The 23,466-nt window shown below is 54.4% G+C and carries 26 protein-coding genes; 6 read left to right on the top strand and 20 right to left on the bottom strand.

What is annotated here, in order from left to right:
* Window positions 1-2 precede the first annotated feature (2 nt).
* From IJT02_02905 to IJT02_02835, 15 genes are all read right to left on the bottom strand, one after another.
* A complete protein-coding gene (locus tag IJT02_02905) occupies window positions 3-542 on the bottom strand; it encodes a hypothetical protein (GenBank protein ID MBQ7543871.1) in 540 nt (179 codons plus the stop codon).
* Window positions 539-1,075, bottom strand: coding sequence for a hypothetical protein (locus tag IJT02_02900; protein MBQ7543870.1), 537 nt, complete (start codon window positions 1,073-1,075; stop codon window positions 539-541). Before IJT02_02900 ends, IJT02_02905 begins: the two co-directional genes overlap by 4 nt.
* A complete protein-coding gene (locus IJT02_02895; GenBank protein MBQ7543869.1) occupies window positions 1,072-1,434 on the bottom strand; it encodes a hypothetical protein in 363 nt (120 codons plus the stop codon). The genes IJT02_02900 and IJT02_02895 overlap by 4 nt, the downstream gene beginning before the upstream one ends.
* Window positions 1,407-2,435, bottom strand: a complete 1,029-nt coding sequence (locus IJT02_02890; GenBank protein ID MBQ7543868.1) for a major capsid protein — start codon at window positions 2,433-2,435, stop codon at window positions 1,407-1,409. The genes IJT02_02895 and IJT02_02890 overlap by 28 nt, the downstream gene beginning before the upstream one ends.
* Before the next feature lie 10 nt (window positions 2,436-2,445).
* On the bottom strand, window positions 2,446-2,829 hold the full coding sequence (locus IJT02_02885) for a hypothetical protein (protein ID MBQ7543867.1): 384 nt from the start codon (window positions 2,827-2,829) through the stop codon (window positions 2,446-2,448).
* 5 nt (window positions 2,830-2,834) lie between these two features.
* On the bottom strand, window positions 2,835-3,641 hold the full coding sequence (locus tag IJT02_02880; protein MBQ7543866.1) for a Clp protease ClpP: 807 nt from the start codon (window positions 3,639-3,641) through the stop codon (window positions 2,835-2,837).
* Complete coding sequence (locus tag IJT02_02875) at window positions 3,607-3,909, bottom strand: hypothetical protein (protein ID MBQ7543865.1); 303 nt, start codon at window positions 3,907-3,909, stop codon at window positions 3,607-3,609. The genes IJT02_02880 and IJT02_02875 overlap by 35 nt, the downstream gene beginning before the upstream one ends.
* Window positions 3,879-5,063: a phage portal protein gene (locus IJT02_02870; GenBank protein MBQ7543864.1), complete on the bottom strand. Its 1,185-nt coding sequence runs from the start codon at window positions 5,061-5,063 to the stop codon at window positions 3,879-3,881. Before IJT02_02870 ends, IJT02_02875 begins: the two co-directional genes overlap by 31 nt.
* Entirely contained in the window at window positions 5,060-5,290 is a 231-nt protein-coding gene (locus IJT02_02865) for a hypothetical protein (GenBank protein ID MBQ7543863.1), read from the bottom strand. Before IJT02_02865 ends, IJT02_02870 begins: the two co-directional genes overlap by 4 nt.
* Window positions 5,284-7,077: a phage terminase large subunit family protein gene (locus IJT02_02860; protein ID MBQ7543862.1), complete on the bottom strand. Its 1,794-nt coding sequence runs from the start codon at window positions 7,075-7,077 to the stop codon at window positions 5,284-5,286. The genes IJT02_02865 and IJT02_02860 overlap by 7 nt, the downstream gene beginning before the upstream one ends.
* On the bottom strand, window positions 7,013-7,387 hold the full coding sequence (locus IJT02_02855) for a hypothetical protein (protein ID MBQ7543861.1): 375 nt from the start codon (window positions 7,385-7,387) through the stop codon (window positions 7,013-7,015). The genes IJT02_02860 and IJT02_02855 overlap by 65 nt, the downstream gene beginning before the upstream one ends.
* The gene (locus IJT02_02850) at window positions 7,387-7,617 is read right to left on the bottom strand and encodes a hypothetical protein (protein MBQ7543860.1); all 231 of its coding nucleotides are present in this window, start codon (window positions 7,615-7,617) and stop codon (window positions 7,387-7,389) included. The genes IJT02_02855 and IJT02_02850 overlap by 1 nt, the downstream gene beginning before the upstream one ends.
* 2 nt (window positions 7,618-7,619) lie before the next feature.
* Window positions 7,620-7,790: a Lar family restriction alleviation protein gene (locus IJT02_02845; GenBank protein MBQ7543859.1), complete on the bottom strand. Its 171-nt coding sequence runs from the start codon at window positions 7,788-7,790 to the stop codon at window positions 7,620-7,622.
* A 290-nt stretch (window positions 7,791-8,080) separates the two neighbouring features.
* A complete protein-coding gene (locus IJT02_02840; protein ID MBQ7543858.1) occupies window positions 8,081-8,542 on the bottom strand; it encodes a hypothetical protein in 462 nt (153 codons plus the stop codon).
* Window positions 8,530-11,559: a toprim domain-containing protein gene (locus IJT02_02835; GenBank protein ID MBQ7543857.1), complete on the bottom strand. Its 3,030-nt coding sequence runs from the start codon at window positions 11,557-11,559 to the stop codon at window positions 8,530-8,532. The genes IJT02_02840 and IJT02_02835 overlap by 13 nt, the downstream gene beginning before the upstream one ends.
* Window positions 11,560-11,674: 115 nt before the next feature.
* Here IJT02_02835 and IJT02_02830 point away from each other — a divergent pair, with 115 nt between their 5' ends.
* From IJT02_02830 to IJT02_02805, 6 genes are all read left to right on the top strand, one after another.
* Window positions 11,675-12,640 carry an AIR synthase family protein gene (locus tag IJT02_02830; protein MBQ7543856.1) on the top strand — a complete coding sequence of 322 codons (966 nt, stop codon included), beginning with the start codon at window positions 11,675-11,677 and terminating at the stop codon, window positions 12,638-12,640.
* Between the two features lie 30 nt (window positions 12,641-12,670).
* On the top strand, window positions 12,671-13,123 hold the full coding sequence (locus IJT02_02825) for a hypothetical protein (GenBank protein ID MBQ7543855.1): 453 nt from the start codon (window positions 12,671-12,673) through the stop codon (window positions 13,121-13,123).
* Window positions 13,124-13,252: 129 nt separating this feature from the next.
* Window positions 13,253-15,052 carry an aspartate--tRNA ligase gene (gene aspS / locus IJT02_02820; protein MBQ7543854.1) on the top strand — a complete coding sequence of 600 codons (1,800 nt, stop codon included), beginning with the start codon at window positions 13,253-13,255 and terminating at the stop codon, window positions 15,050-15,052.
* A 354-nt stretch (window positions 15,053-15,406) separates the two neighbouring features.
* Entirely contained in the window at window positions 15,407-16,207 is an 801-nt protein-coding gene (locus IJT02_02815; GenBank protein ID MBQ7543853.1) for a radical SAM protein, read from the top strand.
* A gap of 123 nt (window positions 16,208-16,330) precedes the next feature.
* A complete protein-coding gene (locus IJT02_02810) occupies window positions 16,331-16,522 on the top strand; it encodes a hypothetical protein (protein MBQ7543852.1) in 192 nt (63 codons plus the stop codon).
* Window positions 16,523-16,733: 211 nt separating this feature from the next.
* Window positions 16,734-17,039: a hypothetical protein gene (locus tag IJT02_02805; protein ID MBQ7543851.1), complete on the top strand. Its 306-nt coding sequence runs from the start codon at window positions 16,734-16,736 to the stop codon at window positions 17,037-17,039.
* 14 nt (window positions 17,040-17,053) lie between these two features.
* On the opposite strand, the gene IJT02_02800 is transcribed toward IJT02_02805, so the two are convergent.
* The 5 genes from IJT02_02800 to IJT02_02780 all read right to left on the bottom strand — a co-directional run.
* Window positions 17,054-17,254: a hypothetical protein gene (locus IJT02_02800; protein MBQ7543850.1), complete on the bottom strand. Its 201-nt coding sequence runs from the start codon at window positions 17,252-17,254 to the stop codon at window positions 17,054-17,056.
* Between the two features lie 28 nt (window positions 17,255-17,282).
* The gene (locus tag IJT02_02795; GenBank protein MBQ7543849.1) at window positions 17,283-17,702 is read right to left on the bottom strand and encodes a flavodoxin; all 420 of its coding nucleotides are present in this window, start codon (window positions 17,700-17,702) and stop codon (window positions 17,283-17,285) included.
* A gap of 18 nt (window positions 17,703-17,720) precedes the next feature.
* Window positions 17,721-18,317, bottom strand: a complete 597-nt coding sequence (locus IJT02_02790) for a DUF3793 family protein (GenBank protein MBQ7543848.1) — start codon at window positions 18,315-18,317, stop codon at window positions 17,721-17,723.
* Window positions 18,318-18,383: 66 nt separating this feature from the next.
* Window positions 18,384-19,784, bottom strand: a complete 1,401-nt coding sequence (locus IJT02_02785) for an MATE family efflux transporter (protein ID MBQ7543847.1) — start codon at window positions 19,782-19,784, stop codon at window positions 18,384-18,386.
* Window positions 19,785-19,960: 176 nt separating this feature from the next.
* Window positions 19,961-23,466 (bottom strand): putative Ig domain-containing protein (locus tag IJT02_02780; protein ID MBQ7543846.1); only part of this gene is annotated, 3,506 nt, incomplete at its 5' end.

The following is a 23,466-nucleotide window of genomic DNA, read 5'->3' as shown; positions in this document are numbered from 1 at the left end:
TGTTATCTCTCCCTTGTCATCATCGCGGGCCTGTACACGTACTCGCTGTTCATCACCGGCCGCCCGCTCTCGTACAACAGCTCCATCTCCCCAAAGTACACCGGCCAAGTCTCGCACTCGTTCAGCCTAGCCTTCACGGGCATGCGCAGAATGTGCTTGCGGCCAAGTACCCGATGTTCCAGCAGACAGCCCCGTAGCTTTTCCTGAATGTCCAGCAAATCAGCCCATCCCGTACATTCCGGCGACTTGTCCACTACACCGAAAAGAAGGTTAACTTTCACCGCGCTCTGAATTAACGAGTGCTCCTCGCTGTCCGTCATCTCCCCGATGCGCACCGTTATGCTCGGGAAATGTGCCGCGTAATCCCCCTCCGTGTAGCTCTTCAGCCCCGTTTCTCCGAACGTTACCCCTTCGGGCTGGGGGATGTACTGCGCGTAGACGTGAAGCTCCGTGAGCTCCTCCGACTTGTTCAGCAACATGTACCCCGCGAACTCCTGCTTTAACAGTGCCACAAGGTCATTCATCAATAGTTTTGCGTTCATTTCCTGCGTCCTCCTGTGAGCCGGTCTGTCCAGTACTTTGCCCTGTTCGTGAACAGCTCGTGCGCACGTTCCTCAATCAGAGGTAGGTTGTTTTCGCTCCCGACCAGCTGGGCGATGGAGGGCCCGTACAGAAGCTTGTAGGGCTTGCGGTCAGGCGTGATGCGCACATAAGGCCGCCACTTTCCGCCGCTACGTTTAAGGAACGCGTTAGCACCGAGAGGCTTAAGGCCGCCGCGTTTCACCGCACCCATGAGGGGATAGCCGCGTTTTCTTGGTGCTTTTGGTGAAACCTTGTACTTGTCGAGAGCACGCATGCCGCTACGCACTCGAAGCCCCGTAGGCTCTATGCGCGTGGCCTTCTTCACTTCGCTCTGCGTGATGTAGTTCTGCTCGGCCGTTAACTTGGCCGCGTAACCGTAGAGCGTCTTTATCGCGTCCCGACGGGCTAGCCCTAGTGCCTTCTGCAGTTGAGACGGCAAAGCCTGTAGTGTCCGTAAGTCAGCTGTCTGCGATGTTACGTTTATGCGGATCATCCTGAGTACCCCTCCAGCTCAATGCGCGTAACCTCGTTCAAGGGCGAACTTACCCCAGCAACGATGTAGTCCGTCCCGTCTACGCACAGGCTCGCACCTTGCCGAATTCCCGACACATCGCACTTCCTCACGATGAGAATGGCGGTTATCCTGTGAACTCCGTCGGTGCTGTCCGTGTAGGCGGTTAGTGTGCTGTGTTTCGGTGAAGTCAGTATGCAGTGTACTCTGTGATTGTTGATGTCGCGGTACTTCCCGAAGGCCGAGAAGAACACTTCAGCCTCCATGTAGTCGGGCTCGGGCTCGTCAAAGATTGCGCGTAAGTTCCAGCCGGTTAGATTACGTTCTTCAGGGTAATCCATGAAGTTATGTCCGTCGGCATGGGCAGTGTCCTTGATGACACAATCAGCTTCCGTACGGGCGGGTCTTCATGCGTAACGACGTAGGGCACGTACTCCCTCATCTCGCTCACGTACCCCCCTGTCCGCGTGTCTATGTGCAGTACTGCTCCGTGCAACATCATGTTGTGCTCCCGTGAACTCTGCAATATAGCCGTTTTCGGGTCAATCATCGGCTGTAAGTCCCCGTCTTCGTCCTCGTAGTACTCATCGTACTCGTAGACGTTCAGGTACAAGCCCGGTGCTCTAAGCCTGCAGACGAACGTAACGCCGTCTTCAAGGCTGGCAGGAGCGGGAATGTCAACGAACTGGTCATGACGGAGCTTCAACACGCCCTCGTTGTTGCAGAGTGCCTCGCTTGCGTCGTGCCCTACTATCAGCATGTCGGGATTTATCCCGTTCTTGCGGAGCTCCCGCGCCTTCTTCGTGAGGTAACCCAGTACGTCAGACGTTGCTCCCCACTTGTTCGCACTCGCTACGGTCTCTATTTGGGTGAAACCGTAATCTATCGTCGTGTTCAGTCCCGTTGCGTTCACCGTGAATTTCCCGTCCTGCTTAAGGCGCGCGCACATGTACTCCTCCTGCTTGTAGAGAGCGTCCGTGAGCTCCATCAAGTCCCGCAGCGCAAGTTCCTCAGCGCGTTCATCCATAGACATGCCCGAGTTGTACGGGCTCTCCCCGATGAGCTTCTGTGCTAGAGTGTCGGCCGTTATCGTCCTTGACCCAGACAACAGCGGCGCGGTGAACGTCAAGGCCTGATAGGGATTGCGCTTGACCGGCGGGCTGGGCATGTGGTCATCACTGAACGGCAAAAGGGCTCGCGTGTTCTTTGCGTACTCAAAGGTTACTGTCTTTGTGGGAAATGTCATGCTTTCGGTGAAAAACCTGTTCCTGAAGAATAGGCGTGCAGGCGTTATCTTGGTTATGGCTGCCCGCAGGTATTTAGCGTCATAGTAATCGTTCATCGTTCCACCTCTATATAATCGTGAAGCCCGAGCGTCTCAGTGCGGGACGTGCCGCCTCTATCAGCTCTGAATGCACGTCGCTGTCCGTCTCGTACGGCAGGATGATTGATGCCCCGTTGATTAAGCCCGTGAAGTACGCTGTTGCGGCGCATTCCGTAGCGTCGTCGGGGATGTCCTCACAGAGTATCGCTAGCTCGTAGGCGTTGGCTATGCCGGCCTTTTCGGCGGGGGTGAAGATGTTGTCCCCGTTGCTCATCAGGAGCGTACCGCGCTTTAAGCCTCCGTCGGAAGCGATGTTTATCGGGTTTGCGGTGAACCAGCCCGACACAAGGTCATCAGGGGCGGGTATATCCTGAATTTGCGTGTAACTTCTGGTGTATGTTGTGTCTGACATTGTCTTTAGCCTCTCAGTCTCTTAAGTATCTCGCTTACGTGAACGGCCGGGTCTGCTTTCGCCTCCAATGGAAGGCTGTTTATGCTTGATGTCCGCCCCCTGTCCGACTTCAGCAGGGTTAGTGCGATGTCCTGCGCTGTCTGCCCCGTCTCGTACTTGGCCGCGTTGATGACGGCAGACCTTTCGGGGGTCATGAGTTCGTCGAGAGCTCGTAGCCTCTCACGCTCCGCCTTTACCCCTTCCGCGTATCTGTCCGTGAACTCTATCTCTTCGTCAACAGGCAGGGGCCCTACAAGAGGGGTTACGGTTATCACGCTCTCCACAGCGTCGGCAAAGCCGGTGTTTACGGCCTCCTGAGCGGTCATCCATGTTTCTGCGTCCATAAGGGTGATTATCGTGTCGCGCGTCATCCCCGTGCGTTCGGCGTAGATGTCAGCCATCTGGTCGCGGAGCTTGTTGAGCACGTCGCTTTCTCCCTTGTGGGTCTCGCTGTCCCCGTAAACCAGACTGCAGGGGTTGTGTATCATCATCATGCTACCCTGCATCATCGTGATGTGCTCTCCGGCCATCGCCACAATGCTTGCCGCGCTGGCGCAAATGCCATCAACCACTACGTCAATGCCCTTCGGCTTAAGGTAGTTGTAGAGGGCTATCGCGTCAAAGGCTTCGCCCCCGTCGGAGTTTATTCGGAGCGTGATTTCCCCCTCGACGTTGCGGAGCTGCTTCAGGATGTTGCCCGCTGTCGTTCCGCCCTCAATGAGGCTGTACAGCAGGAGCTCAGCCCTGCCGTTCTCGTTCGTTATCTTGTACATCTATCTTTCCCCTCTCTCGGGTTAATGTGCTCATCACCAAGTCCCAGTCCTCGCCCGTAAGTTCTCCGCATTCGCGCTGGTACGTGCTTAGGTTGTGCTGTATCTTCATCACAGAGGCCTCGACCTCCTGAACGGGGTTGAGCTGTCCTTGTGCTGGACCTACCCATTCCGCCCATGAGTACAGCTTCTGGTAGTACGCGTCCTTCATGTACAGCGGCGCGTCTATCCGGCCCGTCATCACCGCGATGTCCAGCCATGCCTCATACACCGGCTGACAGAACTCTTGCGCAAACCATGCCCGCCAATACTTGAACAGCTTCCATGCCTCGAGCAATGCTCCCCTGCTTGCGGAATAGCTCGCCGTGAAGTGCAGGAACAGCAGCTCCTGCGGAATGCCCAGTGCCCCCCTAACTGGTGCGCTAGGCTCTCTATGAACTGGTTGAAGTTCTGGTTGGGACGGCCCGGCGAAAGACTTGTCGCTTTTACCCCCTCCGGCAAGTCCATGACTGAGCCGTACATCATCTCTGTTGTGAGGCCTTCAAGGCCCGGCGTTTCACCGAAACCTTCTTCTGACGCGTACTCCTCAGAGCCGTATGCCCCGTCCTCGCGCGGCTCGTGCTCAAAAAACACTGCGTACATTCCGCTGACTACAGCCGCCATCAACTCAGCATCAGTGTAGCGGCTTAACTGCTTCAGCACTTCAAGCACCGGCGCAAGGAACGGCACTCCCCTGTGCTGGCCTATGCGTTCACGCTGAAAGAGATGAAGTACCCTTACACCTGCATCAACTAGCTCGTACGTCTTGGCCGGTTGGCCCGGAAGTTCCGCGTTGGGGTTGCGGTTCGTTACCCAGTAGCCGATCACTCGCCCTTGTTCGTCAAGCTGTACCCCCTCATCAACTAGCTTCTGTGCGTGAGGCGCGGGAGTCTCTATGCGTTCGGCCTCTATCAGGTGAACGGTCATTCCGTAAGGGTCCCGCCGCGTCGTTTCTCCCCAGTTGAGCAGGACTAAGACCTCCCCGTCCAGCAGTATGCTCTTTAACGCTAACACCTGCAGTTCGTAGAAGTTCAGCTCATGGTTGAAGTCCGCGTTCTTTGAGCTTGCCCAGAAGTCGAACTCCCCCTCTGTCTTGGCCGCCCACTTGGCTGCCTGCTCCGTGTCCATCTCTAACTGTTCGGGGTCAATCCGTACGTTCAGCTTCAGACCTGCTCCTAAGGCGTTCAGGACGACTCTGTCTATCGCGCCCCTGCCTAAAGGCCCGCCCCCTGCGTAAAGGTCTCGTGAACGTTCACGCAAAAGCTCGATATTCTGTGAAATGTCTTCATGGGGGGACTTGCTCTGTGCGTTCCAGCGGATTAATGATGTCTTGCGCCTCGATGCTCCGTGCTCGCTGTAGCCGCTGTTCGTGATTTTATGTGTCATAATGGCACTACCGCCCTTATCCGCCGTCTTGGCCGCTCCATCGTCTTTTCCAGCTCCTCCAACTCGTTCTCCAAGTTTCTTATCTCTTTCCGCAAGTCCGTTAATGACGCTCTCGTAATCCTCATCCCTTCGAGCTCTACCGTCTGACCGTTTATCTTCACTTCATGTTCCGCCTTGTAGTACTCGTTCAGCCGAGACTGCAACAGCGCACGCCTGCTCATCACCATGATAAACCCCTCCTTACTACCCTGCGCTTCCGTGCTACAGGGGCACTCTGTTTCTCCGTGATCACGGGCTTAACAGCCTTCACCATCCCGAGCGCGTGCTTCCGCAAATCAGGGTCAAGTATCTCGAACGCCCCCATCGCGTACACCCGGCAGTCCAGTGGCTCATTGCGCGTCTTGTCGCTCCTGAGCTCCCAGCGCACGGTCTCTCTCCCTCTGGTACGCCTCACTACCATGCGTTCACTTAACAACCCTGCGAAGTACACTTCATCGTACCCCCGCTTTGGGTCTTTCGGAAAGTGGCAGTAGCCCGGCTCGCCTTTCTGCGCCTTCAGCCTTGCATGAAGCGTTCCCTTTATCGTCCCAACTCCGAGCGTGAACAGCGGGATACGGTAGCGGTTGTTGCGGGTTGGCTTGCGCACTGATGGCGTGCCCCATTGCCCGCGTCCTACTATCGGGAAGATACGCCGCTTAAGTCGGGGCAAACAGAACTTGTACACCTGCTCGGTTGAATGCCCTGCACTGTCTATGCACGTACAGGAGATTATCATCCCCTCGCCGTTCGCCTTCTTGAACTCCCTGCTTAAGTACGCATCAAGGTCATTCCACACGTCCGCTGTGCCCGTGTTGCCGTAGATTATCTTGTACTCTATCCCCCATGACTGCCCGCCCAATCCCCAGCCTACTACTTCAAGCTCGAGCCTGTCATCCTGCGTGTCCACTCCGCACGTCAAGACCAGCACGTCATCAGGTACTTCAGCCTCGTAGGGCTCGCAGTTCTCGTTTATGCTCTCTACCTCTATTACACCCTCTGCGTTCTCGTACGGCTCGCCTAACACCGTGTTTATCCATGTCTGAAGCCTTTCGGGCCCAGTGTTGTACGCCTCGCTGTAATCACGCACAAGCTCCGGCCAAGTCTTCCAGACCGACGCAAACGCATTCAGGTGAAAACCCCGAACATCACTCGCCGCCTGCGACATCCATTCGTGAGGCTGAACCTTCCACGTATGCTCGTCATGCTCCGCACCGCATGAAGCGCACCTCATTACTGGGATTGTCCTATCTCGCCACAGCATTGCGTCGAACGTGTAGGGTTGCGCCGCCCCGCACGTAGGACAGTGCGTCATCCATTCGTCGCGCGTCGATGATTCAAATTCGGGGTAAATTCGCGAAATGCCTTTCATTGTGGGGGTGCTCACCATCACGATATGCCTGTTCCAGAACGTGCTTGTTCGCTTCATCGCTATCGATAACGGGTCTCCCTCTTTGCCCGCACTCTCGGGGTAACGGTCTACCTCATCGCACAGCAGCACTCGCACGCTCCGTGATGCAAGACCTGCAGGGCTGTTTGCGCCGGTGATTGAGAGTATCGCGCTGTTGCTGAAGTGCTTGTACCTGATGTTGTTGTCGCGGGTGCGGGCTTTCTGTTCTATCAGGCGGGAAAGGGCCGGTGTGTCCCTTATCATCGGGGCTATCTTCTCCTTGCTGAAGGCCTCTCCCATCTCGAGCGTCGGCTGTACCATCAGTATCGGGCACGGGTCATAATGCACGAAGTACCCCAATGTGTTCAGGAGTACTTCGCTCTTCCCGACTTGCGCCGCTGTCATGATTACGACGCGTTCGTTCTCCTTTACTGCGTCCATCATCGCCTTCTGGTACGGGGCACGCGATGTGTGCCACTTCCCGGGCTCTGCGGAAGCCTCCGATGACAGGTAACGGTAACCGTCAGCCCACTCGCTCACTGTAAGTGTCGGCGGCGGAAGGTACAGCTCCCGTGTCATCCGGCTCATCCTGTTCGTCCTGTTCTTCCTGCTTCTCCGGCAAGGCTAATTCATTCAGCACTTCATCAATCACCGAAGAAAGCAGCAAATATACTTGCGCGGGGTTCGTCAAGCCAGTAACTTGCGGTGTCAATCTTGCGGGCACGGCCAAAAGCTTTGTCCTTACTCGCACCACTTCTTCCGCATGGGCTTTCTCGACATCCTCTTTCAGGACGTACTGCCCCTGCTCCTGCGCCAGCTTGAAACGGATTTTGTCCGTTTGCGCATACGCCAGCTCCGTCTTGGCCTGCTCGTATGCTTCGTGTGTCTCTTTGCTCATTAGTTGTCATCATCGTCCCATTGCGGCCACTTGAACAGCTCCGCTATCAGGTTGTACGTTGTCTGTGATGTTCTGAAAGGCTCGTGGACTATGTCAATTACCCAGTCCCTAGACTTCCCGATGCGGCGGGCTATCTCGGCCTTGTTTAACAGGGGGGACCGCAAGCACCTTATGCGCTTCATTACCCAGTCGGGGGGAAGTACTCCCTTCCTGCGTCGTCTAAAGTACATCGCTAGCCGTCCCCCAGCCTCTTGTTGAACGCGTACATCGCCGCCTCGTCGTTTGACTTCACAGGGCCGCGTGCCCCGCAGTCCATGCACTTGACGCAGAAACGCTGATACCGCTCTGTCGACGTTACTATCACTCTGTCGCTCCCGCAGAACGGGCATGTCTTCTCTATCATCTGGCTCTCTACTCCTTCAACGAAATCTTTTTTTCGCTGTAACTAGCTGAAAATCGGGGTGTCCCGCTAGCGCGCCCCCGCAATCCGCCCCCCCGTTGCCCAGTACCTGCGCTAAAGAGGGATGACTACAGGATACACATAACCCTCCCTGAGGACAGGTTTCAGAGAGGGTCTGTGTTGCATTACTTGCTAGAAACCTTTATAGCATTTGTCGAAGGAGTGTCTTCCTACACTTTCGCCATTGTCCATAGAATATACCCTCAATGAAATTTGTGTATCCGCAAACATACTCAGAGTGAATTACCGAACTTCTCAACCTCCTCTACAAGTTGTTCTAGCAGTTTACGTTTCTGCCGCCTCATGTAACCTATGCTCCGTTTGTACAGGTGGAGCATGACCGTAACCATGTCTATATCCTCAAAGTAGTACAGCTCCATGATGTAGAAGCGTACCCGTTCGTCCTCGCTTCCGCTGTTCTTCAGACGGTTGCGGAGACGGAGCACCGGGACTACGCGCTGTTCGATGCGGCGGAGCTGTTCCTCCATCGACATCACCCTGAGGGCTAGCAGTGCTACGGGGTCTGAGTGCGTGCCCGTTGAGGCTGTCTGTGCCTCGTAGCTGTGTGCTTGTACGTCAAGCTGTGTGCGCTGTTGTGCTATCGCCTGCTGTAGCTCCTGAAGCCGCATCAGGTTCAGGGGGAAACGGTAAAGCAGACTTTTCGCTGTCCTGAATAAGTGCTTCAGCTTTGCCACGACCTTAGCCACTCTTCACTGCCATACGCAGGAAGTTCGCGAACGTTGCCCTTCACTGGGGGCTTGCCCGTCTCGAGCCCAAGTCCTAGCTGACTATCGCGAACGGCAACCGTGCCCTGTTCACCATTACCCGGCTGCGGGCGTGGGCGTTCATCAGCCGCTGCTTCTTTGTCCTGTACTTCCTCTTTTTGTGCCGTCTGCACGATGAAGCATTCCGGTACGTCATCCCTTGTGTTAATCACCTCCGTTGTCTTGGCCGCCTCTTCCTGAGCTTCGACAGCCGCATTCAGTGTCTGGTTGAACTTCTCTATCATGCGACGTGAGGCTACCACAGCATGGGCAGTATTGAGCGCGCCCGCCTGCTCTGCGTGGTAAATCGTCTCGTCCATCTCCGGGATGATCAGGCACTCCTGACCCTCTATCTCCTGTACACTCAGTGCCTCGAGGCCGTCGGCTCTCTCTAAGCGTGGAGCTAAGAAGCGTAACCGTTCCGTGAATATCCCCCTGTTCGTGTAGGTGTACCCCGCATCCAAGCTCCAGTTCTTGTAGCATGAGTAGAGTTGTTTTAAGGAGGGATACTCGCTGTAGGTAACCATGTCCCCCAGCGGACGTTGATTGAAGTTCCCTGTAAAGGTCTCGCGCAAGAACACTCGCAACGGTTCGATATGTTCCACAAAGCGCGTCCTTGTCCTCTTCTGCGCTGGACACTCGATAAAACCTTCCTTCATTAATAGTCTGTACCCGGCCAAGCACCAGTTGAAGATACCGGCCAAGTTAGAGCAGAGTTTCTTTGCAAGTTCAGGGTCTCCGTGTTCAAAGACGTTGTTGAATGGGAAGAACACGAAACGCTGAATGAACCCCTCCGACAAGTCCCGCGCGTTGAACATGTTGTTCGCGGCGATGAATAACTTTGCACGCGGGACGAACTCTACGGCATCAACGCCTTTGTGAGCCGCCATGATTGGGTCTCCGGCCACTATGCTTTTCAGTGTCTCTTCACTGCCCTTGAGGTAGCGGCCACCCTCAAAGCAGAAGTTGTAGAGCTTGCCCTTCATCGCCATAGGAGCAAACTCCTCGCCCATCCTGTCAGGACGGACAGATGAGCCGTTACCCTCACCGAAGACTGAGCGCAACACCGTCAGGAGTGTAGATTTGCCGTTGCGCCCGTCCCCGATGAGGTAGTACATCTTGTGCAAGGAGTTGTCGGACATCAGGATACTCCCGCACGCCTTCTGCAGTTCGCGAACTAATGCCGCGTCACCACAGCAGACTTCATCTATAAACTGTTCCCACTCACGGCTTCGCGCTCCCGCGATGTACCTGTACCCCACGTGTATTGTTGCGCGGTACTCGGGGGATGGACGTACAAGTCGGCCCTTGTTGCCCGCCTCGTCGTCTTCATCAAGGAGGAGTACACCATTTGTGAACGTAAAGACGTGCTCGGTGTCAAAGGCACGGTCATCAGCAATGCGGGTTTTGAGGGTTTTGATGACCTTGCCGACCCGTCCGTCGCTAGCTTTCTTGCCCAATAGAGAATAGACATAACGGCGAACGAATTGTTCATGCTTTTTCTCCCAGTGGTTGCCGTTGAACTCGTAGAACGCGTCATCAATGCTGTAGGTCAGCGTGTGATGTGCGCAGACTTCATCGGCTGTGTCCTGTTCTGGCGGTGGCATGAAAGCCCCTTGAAACATAAAGTTCAGGTCTTCCTTGCTGAACAGGGGCACTTCATGAGTGTTTCCCGATGGGTCTGTGTATGTGCGCGTGCGGCGTTTGAGCTCGTGCTTCAGTGCAAGCAGGTCATAACGTGTGGCGTAGCGTGCACTGCGCTCGAGGAATTCTGCTACTTTCTGCAGGCTGTAGAGTGAGCGCGATATCTCGCTGATGCCGGGCACTGCACGACGGACAAGCTCCTGCAGAGCGTACGCACCGGCCTCCTGTTCGTCCCTGTGTCCAGAGGTCTTGTAGTTGTTGCACGCGGCGCGGTAATAATCCGCAACGTCGAACTTAGGAGTACCTTGCTCTGCAGTGTGTCCGCAGACAAAAGGAATTTGCGCTTCAAACAGGCGGCGGGCCCAGTTGCGCTGGAACTCTGAGCCTTTGCCGTCATTGTCGAAGCAGATGAACACGCGCTTAAACAGGCGGGCAATGTCAAGGATTTCAGGGATGATGGCGTTGCGGAAAGTTCCGCCGATAGGAGAAAGGCACTGCCAGCCGTTTTGCGCAAACACCGCCACATCGACCATGCCCTCGCAGATGATCAGGGTGTCGTCTTTTAGGTCATCTGCGTATGGGGTTTCGTAGAAGTCATCTGAGGGGGTATGCCGCGACGACTTCTTAGGATGGAGCGTATGAAGTCCCCAAGGGCAATGGTCTAATGCGTCGGTAATCTTTAGCTTTTGGTACTTAGGGGTATCATGCCTGCGCGGGTCATCCTTAGGGAGCTCGCACCGGCCGGAGAAATCTCTACCAACTATGTAAACAATCTGACCGTTTCTGCGGTAAGGGAAGATGATGCGTTTAGTTTCTGGATTGAAGCCTATCTGTTCCTTCTTAATGAAGTCTAAGGTGATTTTTCTGTCGAGCAAATAATCGAGTGCGCCTTCGTCTCTGTCCTGCGCAATGCGGTGGATGACGGGGTTAGTGAGCAGGCATTCGTGCCACTTCTTTACGTCGTCGGCAAGCTTTTGGCGTTCTTCAGCCCAGTTTGTTGCGATGGCGGAATGGGACTGTGTGAAGCGTAGGCCTGTGAGGGCTTCGACACTCGAGAGGAAGTCCCTGTGATGAAAGAGCATGTCGAGGGCGAAGATGTCGTAGCTTGTGCGTGTGCCGAAGTCGTAGCAGAAGGAGTGATGGACGCAGAAGGACGGGTCATGATCGTCTGGGCGGATTTGGCGGGGAGTGACGATGAGGGCACCGTCGAATGGGACGTGGAAGCCGAGAGTTGAGAGGTAGTCGATGCAGGAGTGGGATGACTTGAAGTTGTCGAGGTGAGAGCGTAAGTTGTCGTTGAACATGTAAAAGCCTCCGAGCAATGAGATTATGAGAGGGACTTGGCCTAACGTTGCGGAAAATCGGGGACATCGTGTGGTAAAATCTGTGCAAAAAAACTCCCTGAAGGTGAATCACTAAATGCCCGGAAAGTTACAGCCTGATATTCTTAAGCAGAAAGTCCTGAATTACACAGGAGCTCACAGAGAAGACCTGCTCGTCGGCGGAGGTCTCGGCGAAGATGCCGCGTTAATCCGTGTCCCTGAAGGAATCCTCGTCGCCGCCTCTGACCCCGTAACTGGTGCGGTCAAGGGTGCAGGAAGCCTCCTCGTTCACGTCAACGCCAACGACATAGCCTGCAAGGGTGCAGACCCTTCATGGATTGTCGTAACCCTCATAGTCCCCGACAAGCTCGGAGCAGACTTCATCGCCGCGACAATGCAGGAGATTCACGAGACATGCAGAGAGATGAACATAGCAGTAGCCGGAGGCCACACAGAACTTACAGACCGTTATGACTTCCCCGTTCTGTCAGCAACGATGCTCGGAATGACCAAGTATGAGCTCAGCACAAAAAATATCCGCGAGGGCGACGCTGTTATTGCGACAGGACACGCAGGGTTAGAGGGGATGAGCATAATCGCACACGACAGGCCGGAACTGTTAGAGGGGCTGTTCTCCCGTGAAGAGCTGGCGGAAATATGCTCGTGGAAAAATGCTCTGTCAGTAGTGAAACCAGCAAAGATTCTTCGTGAGTTCGCGTGCTACATGCATGACCCTACAGAAGGAGGCATAAACGGTGCGCTTCTCGAAACATCACAGGCTTGCGGGCTGGGAGTTGAGCTGTTAGGAGAGAAAGTGCCGGTATCACCTCTGACTATGAGGGCGGCCAAGAGACTGGACTTCAACCCCCTAAATCTCATCTCTTCTGGAATGCTGCTCGCTGTTGTTCCGCAGGAGAGCATCCCGCAGGCTCAGGCCAAGTTGTCGGAGGAAGGCGTAACCTCAAGCGTAATAGGCAGGTTCGTGAAAGGCAACAGCAGCGTACAGCTTGACGCACACGAAGAGTTATGGGGAATATTAGCGCAGGAACAGGAGGAGGATTGACGGTGGCAGTATTCAAGTGTCAGGCTTGCAGTGCAGGGCTTGAGGTACGGGGAGTTTGCGAAGGCCGACGAGTATTGCGACAGAGTGCTTGACATCGAGCCGAAGAATGCCCGCGCGTATCTCGGAAAACTGATGGCAGAGCTTAGAATGAGTAACTTGGATGCGACAGCTAATCAGAGCAGACTCGGTTCTGTGAAGGTTGAGGGACACAGAAATTTCACCAAAGCTATGCAGTTTGCGGATGACGAACTGAGGACGACTCTCGAAACTTACCGCGAGACCTCCATCAGATGCCGTCAGGAATATTACGACAAGGCCTGCAGTCTGACGGACGAAGGGAAGTACACGGAGGCTGTAGACTTTTTCCAGAAGAGTCTCGGCTATGAGGATGCCGCACAAAAAGTTTTACGGTGTCTGGAACTGGAGCGTGAACGTCTGGAACAGGAAAAAGCTGAACTTGAGGCACAGAGCTTCAAGGCTTAAATTTTCGCCTTGTTCGCATGTTATATAGCTTGTGCCGCCTACTTGATTAACACAGGAGCTATAAGGTTGTAAAACCGCTATAATATTCAGGCTGATACGCAATAATTCATGAAGGGAACGTGTAATTAGTTGGCAAGAATATTCGACAAGACTTGGCAGAGGACGAAACTTTGCGGAACATTCACCGAGTCAGACGCTGGCCAAGAAGTCAGAGCTAACGGCTGGGTACGTGCCCGCCGCGACTTGGGCGGAATAATCTTCATTGAAGTGTGGGACTGGACAGGGCCGATTCAGGTAGTCTTCAACCCGGAAGCCGGAGAGATTCACGAGCAGGCCGCCCGTCTGCGCAACGAGTACTGCATAGCCGTCAAGGGCAGGATGCGCATCCGTCCCGAAGGCACGGACAACCCCGAGCTCAAGACCGGCACAATCGAGATAGTAGCGAGCGACTTCCTCGTTATGAGCAAGGCAAGGCCATTACCCTTTGAGGTAGGCGACGAGACCGACAGCGTCGACGAGAACATCAGGCTGAAATACCGTTATCTTGACCTCCGCAGGGACAAGATGCAGTTCAACCTTCGCACACGCGCAAAGATTAACGCCTACACGAGGCAGTATCTCGGCGAGCGTGATTTTGTTGAGCTCGAGACCCCGATGCTCACAAAGGCAACCCCAGAAGGTGCGCGTGATTACCTCGTGCCGTCGAGGGTGAATCAGGGATGCTTCTACGCTCTTCCCCAGAGCCCGCAGCTGTTCAAGCAGATACTCATGATTTCCGGGTTCGACAGGTATTACCAGATAGCACGGTGCTTCAGGGATGAAGACCTGCGCGCGGACAGACAGCCTGAGTTCACGCAGGTAGATATAGAGATGAGCTACATTGTCGAGGACGACATCATGACCCTCATGGAAGGCTACATGAAGGGGCTCTTCAAGCTCATAAGGGGCGTGGACATTCCGACACCGTTCAAGCGTATGCCCTACTGGGAAGCAATGGACAGGTTCGGGAGCGACAAGCCGGATCTCCGCGTGAAGCTGGAACTGTGCGACTTGGCCGATGCGTTCCGTAACGCAGGGTTTGAGCCGTTCAGGAAGATTCTCGAGGCCGGAGGAGTTGTGTGCGGCTTAAGGCTTCCGGGCGGAGCGTCAATGTCCCGCAAGGAGATACTGGATCTCGAGAACCGTGCCATAAAGCTGGGCACGTCAGGACTCGCTAACTTCCTGTACAAGGACGGCGGGCTTAAGGGGCCGCTGATGAAGTTCCTGAAGCCCGAAGACGCAGAGAAGGTCAAGGAACTCGGCGGAATGCAGCCTGATGACGCGCTGTTCATCGTCGCGAACGAGTCCAGACGCAAGGCGTGCGAGATTCTCGGAACTCTGAGGCTGGAGCTTGGCCGGGCACGTGAAGACCTATTCGACAACGCGCCGGACAACTGGCAGTTCTTGTGGGTAACGCGCTTCCCGTTGTTCGAGTGGAGTGCGGAGGAGAAACGCTGGGAGGCAATGCATCACCCGTTCACGTCTCCTGCACTCGACAACGACATACCGTTTGACGAAGACCCCGCGAATGCACTTGCGCGCGCGTATGACTGCGTACTCAACGGCAACGAGGTCGGCGGAGGGTCAATCAGGATTCACGACCCGGATGTTCAGGCGCGGCTGTTCAAGTGCTTGGGCATCACTCCTGAGGAGGCCAAGAGACGCTTCGGGTTCTTCCTCGACGCTCTGAGCTACGGGACTCCTCCTCACGGCGGAATTGCTCTCGGCGTTGACAGGCTGGTGATGCTTCTGTGCGGAGGGAACTCAATCCGCGAGGTTATGGCCTTCCCGAAGACGCAGAAGGCACAGTGCCTGATGAGCGGTGCACCTGACGCAGTGGAGCAGGAACGTCTAGACGAGCTGGCAATCAGCGTCGTGAAGGACGAGTAAGAATCATCAATCCCCCTTGCCGGCAAAAGCAGGGGGGAAATTTTTTATGATATAATCTCCGAAATCCCAGCATTAAGGAGGTTGACAGTGATGAACGCGTGTGCGTATAATATTCGCAGTTCGCAGTTCGCAGTTCGCAGTTCGCAGTAGCTTAGTCTGTCCCGTTTTTCCCTGTACAAGAATAATATCGCCTGTTTACACTTCGCTGTATTGTTTTGCTGAAAGAGGTAGAACAATATGGTAATCCAGCGGCTTCGGAATTTCCTCAAGAGAATCTGTCCTGTCTCCGTATTGCCTGTACTAGATCACATCAGAATGTTTATCAAGTCTATTGCAGCCAGAATCAGGATGTGCTTGCATCTGCCTCTGAAGAAAGTACCTGCAAAGCTGAAGTTCGAAATGCACCTCGTTGAGCATTGCAACCTGAACTGCAGGGGATGCAGCAACTTTTCACCATTAGCCGGGCCGGAATTTGTTGATGTTGAGGAGTTCCGCAGGGATTTCATTAGGCTGGGAGATGTGTTCTCCCACACATGCGAGCGCATATGGCTCATGGGCGGCGAGCCTCTGCTCCACCCGGAGATCAGCACTTTGGTTAGGATTGCCAGAGAGAATTTCTCTGATGGGGAAATCTCCGTGTTCACGAACGGCATACTTCTGCCGCAAATGAAGGATGATTTCTGGGAGTCCTGCCGCGACAGCAATACAGGCATACTCATATCAGCCTACCCGATAAATCTCCCTATAGACAAAATAAGAGACTCGGCTTTGAAGTTCGGCGTACAAGTCAGATGGGCTTGGAATCAAAGCGACAAAGAACGGGATTTGTTCATCATACGTCCCGTAAATCTTGCCGGAGACAGCAACATAAATATCAACTTCGGGATATGCCCTCATTCTGTCGACTGCATCACGCTTAGTCATGGAAGGCTGTATACCTGTTGCTTTGCGCCGCATGTACATCACTTCTCAAACTTCTTCAGGAAAGACATCCTCATTACAGACAGCGACTCTGTGGACATTTACGGAGAACTGAGCGCGAAGGAGATTCTGCGCAGGCTTGCAGAGCCCATTCCTGCCTGCAGGTATTGCAATCTCAGCGGGAAATTTGTAGAGTGGGGTATATCCGGGAAGAAGATAGACGAGTGGGTATAACCTGCTGAAGGTTTGTGCTCCGTTAATTTCTAACGCCGTGTAGTAATATGCCCGGCGTATTTCTTGCTTGTGTGCTACAATAGTTCAGGCGACGACACTTACCCTGCAGAAGACAGCCTGGAAATGTACGCCCACGTTCATGAGGAGGGTGCTGGCATGGTAACCGGCTGCCGTCTTTCCTCAACTTACTTCCAGCAGAACAAGAGCCCCTTCCACAATTTCAGCAACTCCATAAAGCACAAGGAGCGCAGAGAATTTGAGTTCCGGCTTCAGGAGATTAACAGGTGGCGGGTGGAAGAAGGTGTAGGCTCATGAAGACTGAGAAGCATAACGACGCGGCAGGACTCCTCCTCTTAGTTATCTGCAACATACTCCTTCACGTTGTCCTGCAGTATACTGTCCTGAACTATTCGCGGACTTGCGTCTGATTACCAGAAGATAGGTTATTCGCTGGCACTGATGCCGTTCTTTGCCATCAAAGACGTAGTTCTGCGTCTGAAAGCTATAGGGTTTCGGTAACATAGTCTTGATGAATCTGTCCGTGATATTTGCTTGGCTGATTGCCGGTGAACTGGGTCTCAGGAGGCGCACAAAGTACTTCATCGCCATCTTCACGGCTATTCTCCCTGAGATGATGATAGCTATGACGTTCATGTCCGAAGTGCTCTACTGGCCGCTGTTTATGCTGTTCTTCGCGTGCACGCAGGACATCGACGCTGATACCATAAGCCGCCGACGAGCAAAACTCCTCGCTGTGTCGGGCATCGTCTTGATGTACGTGTGCCTAATGTTCAAGGGCTTCGAGGTCAACAACAACATAGATCATTACTGAAAGTGATATGCGCTTCAGCGATAATCGCCAACCTGAATATCGGTGCTTGCGCGGCTCTGAAGTTTGCTTACAGTGCAGAGCCCGAAGCGGTCAGAGAGCTCGTAGCCATCAACGACTACTTCAATGACGACAACGACTCTGACATCATGTACCTGGTCTACGGTGTCCCCAAGAAACGCTTTGACCGTGCGGGAAACAACAAACCCTCCCGCCAAACCTTCAACGGGAGGAAAATTTACGTAATTACGCCAGCTTTGCTCCGAACGCCTTGCACTCCGCCAGAGCGTCATCATCCGGCTCAAGATGTGCCTTCACGCTCGCCACAACCTCAGCACCAGCGGCCTTGCACCTGTCCTCCCACGTCCTCAGCCACTCGCCGTCGCCCCAGTCGTACGACCCGAACACTGCGACCTTCTTGCCGCTTATCTTGCCCTCTGCCTCACTGAAGAACGGCTCCATCTCGCCTTCCTCGAGGACTTCCGCGCCCATCGCAGGAGAACCGAACGCCACTACATCATAGCCCGCAAGCTCGTCAACGCTGGCTTCTCCGACCGTCTTCAGGGTTACGTCAGCCCCTGCACCCTTCGCCGCATCAGCGATTACGTTCGCCATCTTCTCGGTGTTGCCCGTTGTCGACACATACACTACAAGTACTTTCGCCATAACTCTGCCTCCATGTATTTACTCGCCCGCAAGAATCTTACGGGCTGCTTCACACTCTGCCTGCTTGTACATCAGGAACTTCCTCCGAGCTGCCTCCGCATTGCCGTACACCTTCCAGTAGCAGCACGGGCAAGATAACTGTTTCGGTGCTCTGTTCTCGATGAAGCCTCTCACGTCTTCCGGCGGGTAATCTAGGAACAGCCCGATCTCGTGAGGGAACGTCCCGCACAGTCTCCCGCGAAGGCACTCAAGGCACGCATCAAGGTCATGAAGAGGGTAGCCGTGTTCCCTGAGTATCGAGCAGGCCTCAGAACAACCGAGAGCCTCTGCCAGAAGCTCGCGCCTGTAGAGAAGGACGAGAGCGTTGCTGCCGTGTTTGTTCAGTAAGACCCACTGAACATTTAGGGCACACAGCCACTCGTCAGCGTGCTCAAGCCACAACGAACGCATATCTTCATGAATACCGCGCTTAAAGTTGAGGAGAGTTGCTGCCTTCAGTCCTGCTATAGTTGGTGCACAGAAACATAACAGCATACTCCTCAAAAACTGTTCGGGCGGTAATTCCCTGACATACCTCATGAAACTCATGATAATATCTGCGTCTTTGTGTGCCATAGATGTTTTTGCCTCGTCCGTGAGTTTGTTTGATGGGTAAAAATTTATAACACAGTATTTGATTTGTCAAGCATCAACTTCTTGGCCTAACTCACGGTAAATCATCGCAATAACAGCCGCCGACACAATGAACGTCAGCCCGTCAGAGGCCGGCATTGACCACAAAACGCCTTCGAGCCCCATGAACATCGGCATAATCACCGTCAGCCCTGCACCAAACACAACCTCGCGCACAACGGACAGCCCCGCAGAAGTCCACGCCCTGCCCATCGCCTGAATGAAGATGAACGCGGCCTTATTGATGCACGCAAGGACGATAAGGCACAGGTACACCCTGAAGCTGTGCACCGTGAAAGCCATGTAGTACACGCTCTCGCCGGATGCTCCGAACAAATCAGCAATGTACATCGGGAAGACCTCAACAATCACGAACGCCGCAGCACCGAGCACTGCCTCGCACGCAAGAAGAAGCGTGAAGAGACTGCGCACACGTTCAGGATGCCCCGCGCCGATGTTGTAGGCGGTTATCGGTGTACAGCTCGCGGAAAGTCCTACGCACACGGAGATCACTATCTGAAAGAATTTCATGACGATGCCGATTACTGCCATAGGTATCTGGGAAAATTCCGGCTTGCCGAAAACCTCGTGAAGCGCGCCGTACTTCCGAATCATCATGTTCACCGCCGCAACGCTGATAACTATCGATACCTGAGAAATGAAGCTGCACAGGCCAAGAGGAAGGTATCTCCTCATCAGGCGCGGGCTGTAATGAAGGTTCTTGCGGGAAAAGTCTACTGCCTTCATCTTCCTCGAGAGGTAGCGCAGGGACATCAAGGCCGTGAAAATCTGCCCCATTATCGTAGCGACAGCCGCCCCCGTCATTCCCCAGTGGAAGCCGAAGATGAACAGCGGGTCAAGCACAATGTTGATGCCCGCACCGCAAAGCGTAGAGAACATCACGTACTCGGGGCTTCCGTCGGCGGAGATTATCGGGTTCATGGCCTGACCGAAAACATAGAACGGAATACCAGGAATTATCCACGAAAAATATTCCATCGCAAGCCTGAAAGTCTCGTCATTCACGCGTCCGCCGAAGAAGGTCAGGAGCTCCTCGCGTAACAGCCAGTACACGCACGCGATTATTACCCCGAGCGTCGCGGACAGCAGAGCCGCACTGCCGACAGCATCACCGGCCTGCTTCGTCTGCCTCGAACCGAGAGACATGCTCACGAAGGCACATGCACCGTCGCCGATTAACAGCGTGAAAGCCAAAGCAATGACTGTGAGGGGAAAAACTACGTTGTTTGCGGCGTTTCCGTTAGAGCCGAGATAGTGTGCGTTGGCGATAAATATCTGGTCGACGATGTTATAGAGTGCCGCAACGAGAAGGGACACGATTAACGGGACGGAATACTTCACGAGAAGTCTGCTGACCGGCTCGCGTTCAAGGAAAATGCTGGAGTTCAAGATTATCACCTCATGATGTTTCGGGCGACAAAAAAAAATTGCGTCTGCCCGTAATAAGCCTGGACTTACCGTAGGACGCAGTACGCATTCTAGCTGCACAGCTTGAGTAAATTATAGCACCAGCATTCTGCATAGAAATTCCCCCCTGCGCTGTACAGAGGGGAGAACTCGCCGTGTTACTTCTTCTTCGAGAGAACGAATACCGCCGAGAGCGCGAGAACCGCCATTGCCGCAGCTCCCGAATCGCAGCCGCCGGACGGACTTCCGACATCGCCAGTCTCTTCGGAGGCACTCCCTCTAACCGTAACGTCCATCGATGCGCCTTCAAAGCCGGTATCGTAATCGTAGGTTATGCTTGACGGCGCACTTGCGAACGTAACTTCGCCGGTCTCCGGGTTGTACTGCGACGCTATTTCTTGGCCGGACGCATCATAGCCCTTGACGTTCAGAACCTTGTTATCACCGTCGGCAGAAGCAGAAACTCCCGACACCTGCGCTGACATTATGAAGTTGAGCAGTCTGAAGACCCGCCCCAGAGTCGACACGCTTGCTTCCTGTCCTCTGCAGAAAAGCTCCTCAAGCACAGGGAAGCCTTCCGCATCGAATCGCCTGACAGCATTTCCGCCGAAGTCGAGCTTCCGCAGTTTCCGGCAGCCCTCGAGATTCATGCTGCTTACCCTGCTTGCCGCGCATTCAAGAACTTCGAGGTTCTCGCAGTCCTTAGCGTTCAGGGAAGAAATGTTCGTGCCGCTCACCTTGAGTTCCTTGATGGTCTTGTTGCCCTCAATGTTGACCTCCTCGAGCGAAGCACAGCCTTCCGCATTCACTCTCTCAACGTGAGAACCAGCGAGATTGAGCGTCGTAACTGACGAATTGCCGGTCATGTCTACATCCTTAACTGACGTGTTGCCGGAAAGGTCTACTTCCGTGAGCGAGTCCGCACTTGTCAGATCCAGCGACTCTAGGTTGGTGAGTTTCTCGAGGCCGGAAAGATCCGTGATTTTATCGCCGACAACCAGAGTTTCTATTGCCGCCGCCTGTTCTGGCGTGAGATTGTCTATCGCATCAGAGAGGCTTGCCTCTTCCTGCGTGTTTATTGTCTCAGGTTCAGGCTTCGTGTCAACTGAAACATCCGGGCTCGTCGGAGGTACGGGAACATCCGGGCTGGCAGGTGCTGGAGGCTCTACATACTCCGAAATTGTTACGTCCATGCTTTCAGCGTCTCGGGTGATGTAGTTGTACGTTACCCTGTGAGGTGCTGAAGCGAATTTCGCCACTCCTGCAAGCTCGTCGTAGTCCGCGCTTATCTCTTGGCCGGAAGCGTCAAAGCCGGTGATGTCCTTCACGTTCACTTCATCCGAAGCAACATTGATGGGCTCAGCTTCAACCACTGAAACCTTCGCGAGGCTCAGGAAGTCGCGTAACGGAAAATCCCTCGACAGCGTCTGCACGGTAATTGCCTGTCCGGCGCATTCCAGAGTCTGCAGTTCTGTGAAGCCTTGCGCGTTGAACTTCCTTATTGCGTTAAAAGAGAAGTCCAGAATCCTCAAGCTGGTACAGCCTGACAGATAAAGCTCGCTGATGTCGCATGACGCGCACAGCAAAGTCTCGAGGCCTACGCAGTCTTCAGCGTTCAGTACGGAGAGCGCAGAGCATTCCTCAGCGTTGACATGCTTGAACGCCCCGCCCGAAATGTTCAGCTCCTTAACTGACTTGTTCCCCGCAATATCGAGCGTCATAATCGCATCGTTGCTGCTGAGGTCTATTGCTGTCAGCCCTGCTGCTTCGGTGAGGTCTAACGTTGTGAGCCCCGTCAGGTTCTCGATGCCGGACAAGTCCGTGAAGTACTCGTTGAGCTTCAGGGTCTCTATTGCCGCGAGCTGGTCAGCCGAGAGAGTGTTAAGGAAGCCTGAAAGAGTCGTCGGCGATGACACATCCGCACTCTTAACCTCGTAATTCTTGGTGAGTACGTTTATCATCACTGTTTTTGTCGCTTCACCAGCATAGTTCTCCGCCGTGAAAGTGTAGCCGTAGATTCCTCTCGTGCTTTCCGCAGGAGTCCCGCTGATGGTATAGCTGTTGCCACTGCCAGACACGGACAAGCCGTCAGGAAGTGTCCCGCTGTTAGTCCACACGAGATCATTCCCTGAGACTGCGGATACAGTTGCGCTCACCGCTTCGCCTTCGTAGACAGTTACTGCAGAGTCGCCGGACAAAACGGGCATTGCGTACACCGAGACATTAAGCCTGAGCGTCGCACTTCCGGCCAAGTTCGAGGCCGTGAATGTACAGTCATAGCTTCCCGCCGCCCCTTCCGCAGGAGTCCCGCTGATGCTGAAGGTTGTATCGCTGCTCGTGTATCTCAGTCCGTCTGGGAACGTCCCCGTCATTCTCCACGCTAGATGATTTCCTGCGTTGATGGCCACGCTCTGAGCCGCCAGTGCTGTACTCTCTACCGCGTTAATCGTGAGCGCGCTTGATGACAGTTCGGGAGCTTCATAGACGACAGCACTTACTGCCGCGTCTGCACTTCCCGCGTAATTCGCCGCTGTAACAGTGAACGCGTAATCCCCTGCCGCAGTAGGAGTTCCTGTGATGGTTGCCGAGTTGTCCGAGCTGGCGACACTTAACCCCGCCGGAAGAGTCCCGCTTACCGACCACGCAAGATGATTCCCTTCTGTCGCCGTGATGGTCTGAACGGTCATAGCCTTATCCTTGCTCGTGTGAATTGCCAGAGAGGACGCGGACAGAACGGGCACTTCATAGACTGTCATTCTCACGTAAACATCATCGCTTCCGGCCAAGTTCGAGGCAGTGAACGTACACTCATAATCTCCTGCCGCCGTCGGTGTTCCGCTGAAGGTTAGGCCTGCATCACTGCTTGCAACCTCAAGCCCTGCCGGAATGTCTCCGCTGGCTGTCCACACAAGATGATTTCCCGAGTCTGCGGAGATGGTCTGCGTGAACGACTCGCCCTTGATGAGTTTCAGGTCTGCGCTGTCCGGCAGAACGGGAGGAGTGTAGACGGTTACGCTGACTTTCACGTCATGGCTGCCCTTCGCGTTCGAGGCAATGACTGAGAAGCTGTAATCTCCCCATTGCGCGGGCGCACCGCTGAGGGTGTATGTCATTCCGTTTGCGTCCTCTGAAGCCGCAACTCCCGAAGGCATGTCTCCGCTGACCGTCCATGTGAGTGCTTTGTTGGGTTCGGTGTCAGTTATCGTGATAGGGGTAATCTCGGTGCTCACGACAACATGAATGCTCGCGTCCGCCGAGAGAACTGGAACGGTAACAGCCTTCTCCATTGCTCCGATGTCGGGTGAGTTCACTCGTGTTGTTCCGAGCTGGTCGAATGATGGCGATGTGTAGTCAAGTGCGGCCTCGTATGTGCCGGAAGGACGGACGATTCTGTTCGCTCCAGCACCGACAAGAGGCTTCAACGCAGGGTTGTCCTCAATCCTGTAGACCGTGTGAGTTATCCCGTTGACTGTCTCGGTTGACGAAACGGGATTCCATGAAGCTATCTTCACGATGTCGAAGCTCGGTGAAGTGCTGGGAAGCGCAAGGCTCTCAGGAATCGCGCAGTTGAAGAACATTGAGCGTTCACTGTCTTTGTTGACGAATGACCTGTCCGGCGAAGTCGGGTTGTATATCAGCGAGTTGATGAACGGGATTCGGCTAG

Source organism: Synergistaceae bacterium, assembly GCA_017450125.1.
In the GTDB taxonomy this organism is placed as follows: Bacteria; Synergistota; Synergistia; order Synergistales; family Aminobacteriaceae; genus JAFUXM01.
This window is presented reverse-complemented; position numbering and strand designations above follow the sequence as displayed.